The organism is Methylobacterium sp. FW306-05-D (assembly GCF_058782155.1).
The window spans coordinates 1-5,481 of sequence record NZ_JBYSXL010000089.1; the positions used below are offsets into that span (position 1 = coordinate 1).

Here is a 5,481-nt window from a genome sequence, read left to right on the forward strand (position 1 = left end):
CGGCGGAGAGGTCCGCGTCGTCGAAGGGGCTGTTGCTCATCGTCCGCTCGTCAGGGGCTGCAATCGAAGGTCAGGGGAGGGTCGGCTGGCAGCGGAGGGGAAAGGATCGGGGAAAGTCGGCCGGGGCGCAAGCGGATCGGCGCGCATTAGCGGCCCTGCGTGCCCTGCGCGGCCACTTGCGTGCCGCCTGTGGCCGCGGGACCGCGCCGGGCGGCCTCGAGGTCCGCCAGGATCTGGCGGGCCTCGGCCAGGCGCTCGTCGAGGTCCTCCAGGATCGCGCGGCCCTCGGTGCTGAAATTGCGCACCGCGTCGCCCGCCTGGGCCAGGGCGTGGCCGGACTGGGTCAGGATGCGGCCGTACTCGGCCTGGGTCCGGTCGAGGCGCTTCAGCTTGAGGTACATCGGCACCACGCAGGCGCTCGTCGCCACGAGGGCCACGAGGAGGATGGTGTCAACCCACGGTGTCATCGACCCTGCCTTCCTTGTCCTGTGCGATGGCCTCGTCGACCCGCAATACGTAGGAGCCCTGGGCCTGGCCCATGTGGCACCAGAACAGCGGCCGGTCGTTGCCCTCGAGCTTCACCCGCGTCGTGGGCGTCGCGTCCAGGCCGATGATCTGGCCGACCTTGAGGTCGGCGATCTCGCCCAGCGTCAGCAGGCGCTCCTCGAGCACCGCCCGCAGGGTCACTTCCGCCTTCTGCACCTCGCTGGCGATCTGCTGCGTCCATTTCGGGTCGCGCGCGGCGGTGTCGCCGGTGAGCACCTTCGAGAGGGCCGGGCGCATCGGGTTGATCACCGACTGGGGCAGGATGAGGAACATCTCGCCGCCGCGGTTCAGCGCCTGGATCGTGAACTTGGCCTCCACGGCCTTGTTGTTGCGCCCGCCGATCACCGCGAATTCCATCCGGGTCTCGGTCCGCTCCAGCCGGAACGGCGTCGCGGAGACCAGGGAGAACGAGGATTCGAGGGCCTTGCCGACCTGTTCGAGGATGGTCTGGGCCAGCCGGATCTCGAGACTCGAGAAGGCGCGCTCGTCCTCCACCGGCGGCTCGGCCCCGTCGGCGCCGAAGAGGGCCTCCACCAGGGTGAAGAGGAAGTCCCGGTCGAGGCCGACCAGGATGTGGCTGTCCCATTCGGGGGCGTGGAAGATGCCCGCCACCGCGTTGTTCTCGTAGGCGTCGAGCATCTCGCCGAAGCGGCCGCTGCCGAAGCCGTGAAAGGCGAAGTAGACCGGCGAGGCGACGAGGGGCTTGAGGTTGTCCGAGCAGGCCGAGGTGAGGCGGTCGAACACCACGTTCAGCATCGGCATGCGGTCGAGGGACAGGCCCCCGGCCTCGATCAGGCGCGCCCGGATGTCGGCGGCGTTCCCGGCGGAGGAATCCATGCTCAGGCGGCCTCGCGCTGTGCGCCGCCATTGACGGTGGCGTTCTCGACCTCGTCGATGGTGGGCCGGTCGCCCAGCGAGATGCCCTTGCGGCCATGCTCGACGGCGATCTGCGGCACCGCCCCGCCCATGTAGGCGATCAGGGTCTGCTTGACGATGACGTAGACGTGGTTCTGCTTCTCGCGGATGGTCTTGATCTTGATCGCGAAGGGGGCCAGCACGCCGTAGGACATGAACACCCCGAAGAATGTCCCCACGAGTGCGGCGCCGATGAGGCCGCCGAGGATCTGGGGCGACTGGTCGAGGGCGCCCATCGCCTTCACGATGCCGAGCACCGCCGCCACGATGCCGAGCGCCGGCATCGCCTCGGCCACCGTGGTCACGGCGCCGTAGGGCTTGAGGCGGTCCTTGCGGTAGCCGCTGATCTCCTCGTCCATCAGCGCCTCGATCTCGTGGGCGCGGGCGTTGCCGATCAGGATCAGGCGGGCGTAGTCGCAAATGAAGAGCACCAGGTCGGCGTTCTTGGCGACGTCCGGATAGGCCTTGAAGATCTCCGAATTGGCCGGGTCGTCGAGATGCGGCTCGACCTCGTTGCGGGGCTTGGTCTTCAGCTCGCGCATCAGGGCGTGCAGCAGGCCGAGGATCGCCAGGTAGTCCTTGCGCTTGGGCACCTTGCCGGTGAGGGCGTCCATGCTCGCCTTGCCCGAATCCACCACCGTCTTCATCGGGTTGGCCATCACGAAGGTGCCCGCCCCCATCCCCCCGATGATGACGAACTCCCAGGGCTGCCAGAGCACGACGAGGTGTCCGCCCATGGCGACGAAGCCGCCGAGCATGCAGCCGATTGCGATGACGAGGCCGATCAGAACGCCCAAGGCTCTACGCCTCCGATGGGGGTGAGAAATCCGATGCAGCGGACCTACGCAGGATCGCTTGCGCGGGGCTGGCAGGATCGCTTGCGCGGGGCCGGCAGGGCCGCTCGCGCGGGACGGCGGGCTTCGGGGGGGGCGGTCGGCGCGCGGAAGAAACGCACCGGCGGCCGGCCCGCGCGTTAGGGAGGGACCGATCCCTGCGCGAGACCCGCCATGAGCAGCCCCCCGACCTCCGGCAACGACCACGAGCCCGCCACCGTCAACGTCTCGGAGCCCTGGACCCTGGCCTACTGGGCCCGCCGCTTCGAGGTGCCGCGCGAGGAGGTCGAGGCCGCCGTGGCGGCGGTGGGCCACGAGCCCGCCAAGGTGGCCGCGCAGCTCGGCCGGCCCTGGCCCTTCGAGGGCAGCGGCATCGTCTGAGGACGTTCCGTCAGCGGCGTCCGGTCGATCCGAAGCCGCCGCTGCCGCGCGCGCCGGGCTCTCCGGAGGATTCCCTCGCCCCGGAGGCGTCGCGGATGGTGAGCGCCGGCCGGGTCACGCGGCTGAAGACGAGCTGGGCGATGCGGTCGCCGGGCTCGATGCGCAGGCCGGGCCCGTCCGGGTTGCGGTTCCAGGCCGAGATCATCAGCGGGCCCTCGTAATCGGCGTCGATCACGCCGGTGCCGTTGCCGAGGACGAGGCCCTCGCGATGGCCGAGGCCGGAGCGCGGGAAGACGAGGCCGCACCAGGCCGGGTCGCGGATCGCCAGGGCGAAGCCGGCCGGGATCAGGGCCGGCGGGCCCTGCGGCGCCAGCTCCAGGGCCGCGTCCAGGCAGGCATGGAGGTCGAGGCCCGCGGCCTGGGCCGAGCCCCAGCGGGGAAAACCCCAGCCGGCGAGGCGGGCGTCGAGGAGCCGGATCTCGACGGCGAGGTCGGGGTTCACGCGGTCCGGGCCGCGATGGCGTCGGCCAGGGCGACGGTGCGGGTCGCCTCGGCCGCGTGCAGGCGCTCCACCATCTTGCCGTCGAGGCCGATGACGCCGCGGTTGCGGTTCTCCGGCTCGGCGAAGGCGGCGAGCACGCGCCGAGCCCAGGCGACCTCGTCCGCGCCCGGGCCGAAGGCGGCGTTGGCCGGGGCGATCTGGTCGGGGTGGATCAGCATCTTGCCGTCGAAGCCGCAATCGCGTCCCTGCGCGCACTCGGCCGCGAAGCCCGTCGCATCGCGAAAATCGTTGTAGATGCCGTCGATGGCGTCGATCTCGTAGGCGCGGGCGGCCGCGATCACGCTCATCAGCCAGGGCATCAGGGCGGGGCGGCCCGGCACGCCCAGGCGCAGGCGGCTGGCCTTGGCGAGGTCGTTCGGCCCGACCATCAGGCAGGCGAGGCGGGTGTCGACGTCCCGGGCCGAGCTCGCGATGTCGGCGAGGTGCAGGATCGCCATCGGGCTCTCGATCATCGCCCAGGTCCGGGTCCGGTCCGGCGCGCCGAGGCGGCGCAGGCGCGAGCCCACCGCCACCAGGGCATCGGCGCCCGTCACCTTCGGCACCACGATGGCGTCGGGCCCGGCCGGCGCGATGGCGGCCAGATCCGCCTCGCCGTAGGGCGTCTCCAGGGCGTTGATCCGGACCACGACCTCGCGCGGGCCGAAGCCGCCCTCGGACACCGCCCGGGCGACCGCCTCCCGCGTGGCGGCCCGGGTCTCGGGCGCGACCCCGTCCTCGAGGTCGATCATCACCACGTCGGCGGGGAGCGTGCGGGCCTTCTCCAGCAGGCGCGGGTTCGACCCCGGCATCGCCAGGACGCTGCGGCGCGGGCGGATCTCGGTCATGGCGCATCCCTTGCCTGAGAGAGTCGGGCGCCGTGCGGCCGCACCCGGCAGCGGGGCCGTCCCGGTCCCTGGCGGACGCGACTCACCCTCGGACCCGGCGATAGCCTCCCGCGGATTCCGATTCAAGGCGCGGACCCGGTCCGCGCCTGGGCGACGGTTCCGTCCGGCCATCCCCGGCAAACTGCCCGGCAAACTGCCCGGATCGCGCCCGGTCGCCCTGGGGCACGGCCGTCTGTCATCGAACTGTCGCGCAATCGTCATACCGCCTTGGTCCAAGCGACCGTATGGCGCAGTGCACAACGGCGCGGGGCTTCGTTCCCGGGCCGCTGCACGCTCTCCCAGGAGACCAGCACATGAAATTCACGACCCTCGCCGCCCTCGTGGGCCTCGGCCTCGCCACCCTCGCCCCCGCCCGGGCGGCCGACATCACCGGAGCCGGCGCGACCTTCCCCTTCCCGGTCTACTCCAAGTGGGCCGAGGCCTACCGCAAGGACAGCGGCATGGGCCTGAACTACCAGTCGATCGGCTCGGGCGGCGGCATCAAGCAGATCCAGGCCAAGACCGTCGATTTCGGCGCCACCGACGCGCCGCTGAAGGGCCCCGCCCTGGAGAAGGACGGCCTCGTCCAGTTCCCCACCGTCATGGGCGGCGTCGTCACCGTGGTGAACATCCCGGGCGTCGAGCCGGGCAAGCTGAAGCTCACCGGCGAGCTCATCGCCGAGATCTATGCCGGCAAGATCGCCAAGTGGTCGGACCCCAAGATCGCCAAGCTCAACGAGGGCCTGAAGCTCCCCGAGGCCAACATCACCCCGGTCTACCGCTCGGACGCCTCCGGCACGACCAACATCTTCACCACCTATCTCTCCCAGGCCTCCGAGGCCTGGAAGAAGGAGTTCGGTGCGGCCACCACGGTGAGCTGGCCGGTGGGCCAGGGCGGCAAGGGCAACGAGGGCGTCACCGCCACCGTCAAGCAGGTCCCCAACGCCATCGGCTACGTCGAGTCGGCCTACGCCAAGCAGAACAAGCTCAGCTACACGCTGATCCAGAACAAGGCCGGCAAGTTCCCGCAGCCCGACGACAAGGCCTTCCAGGCCGCCGCCGCCAGCGCCGACTGGAAGTCCGCCCCCGGCTTCGGCATCTCGCTGACCGACCAGGCCGGTGAGGGCGCCTGGCCGATCACCGCCGCGACCTTCATCCTGGTCCACAAGGACCCGGTCGACCCGGCCAAGACCGCCGACGTGCTGAAGTTCTTCGACTGGGCCTACAAGAACGGCGACAAGCTCGCCACCGACCTCGACTACGTGCCGCTGCCCGACGCCGTCGTCGGCCTAATCCACGACGCGTGGAAGGAGATCAAGGGCAAGGACGGCAAGCCCGTCCTCAACATGTGAGCCGGACCTCGCGGGCCCCGGCCCGCGAG

7 protein-coding genes are annotated in these 5,481 nt (G+C 71.0%); 2 read left to right on the forward strand and 5 right to left on the reverse strand.

All coding sequences use genetic code 11. The annotated features are described in order from the left end of the window. Positions 1 to 146: 146 nt before the first annotated feature. From AC3WLN_RS20965 to motA, 3 genes are read right to left on the reverse strand one after another with little or no spacing between them, the layout of a single operon-like run. Complete coding sequence (locus AC3WLN_RS20965) at positions 147 to 467, reverse strand: hypothetical protein (protein ID WP_492484493.1); 321 nt, start codon at positions 465 to 467, stop codon at positions 147 to 149. Next, the gene (locus tag AC3WLN_RS20970; RefSeq protein WP_492484495.1) at positions 451 to 1,383 is read right to left on the reverse strand and encodes a flagellar motor switch protein FliM; all 933 of its coding nucleotides are present in this window, start codon (positions 1,381 to 1,383) and stop codon (positions 451 to 453) included. Before AC3WLN_RS20970 ends, AC3WLN_RS20965 begins: the two co-directional genes overlap by 17 nt. 2 nt (positions 1,384 to 1,385) lie before the next feature. Next, positions 1,386 to 2,258: a flagellar motor stator protein MotA gene (gene motA, locus AC3WLN_RS20975; protein WP_463773671.1), complete on the reverse strand. Its 873-nt coding sequence runs from the start codon at positions 2,256 to 2,258 to the stop codon at positions 1,386 to 1,388. A gap of 210 nt (positions 2,259 to 2,468) precedes the next feature. Between motA and AC3WLN_RS20980 the strand changes: the two genes are divergently transcribed. Next, positions 2,469 to 2,675 carry a DUF3606 domain-containing protein gene (locus AC3WLN_RS20980; protein WP_492484498.1) on the forward strand — a complete coding sequence of 69 codons (207 nt, stop codon included), beginning with the start codon at positions 2,469 to 2,471 and terminating at the stop codon, positions 2,673 to 2,675. 10 nt (positions 2,676 to 2,685) lie between these two features. On the opposite strand, the gene dut is transcribed toward AC3WLN_RS20980, so the two are convergent. Beyond that, on the reverse strand, positions 2,686 to 3,177 hold the full coding sequence (gene dut / locus AC3WLN_RS20985; RefSeq protein ID WP_492484500.1) for a dUTP diphosphatase: 492 nt from the start codon (positions 3,175 to 3,177) through the stop codon (positions 2,686 to 2,688). Beyond that, entirely contained in the window at positions 3,174 to 4,061 is an 888-nt protein-coding gene (locus AC3WLN_RS20990; protein ID WP_492484502.1) for an HpcH/HpaI aldolase/citrate lyase family protein, read from the reverse strand. The genes dut and AC3WLN_RS20990 overlap by 4 nt, the downstream gene beginning before the upstream one ends. Positions 4,062 to 4,414: 353 nt before the next feature. Here AC3WLN_RS20990 and pstS point away from each other — a divergent pair, with 353 nt between their 5' ends. Then, positions 4,415 to 5,452, forward strand: a complete 1,038-nt coding sequence (gene pstS / locus AC3WLN_RS20995) for a phosphate ABC transporter substrate-binding protein PstS (RefSeq protein ID WP_492484504.1) — start codon at positions 4,415 to 4,417, stop codon at positions 5,450 to 5,452. Positions 5,453 to 5,481: the final 29 nt, after the last annotated feature.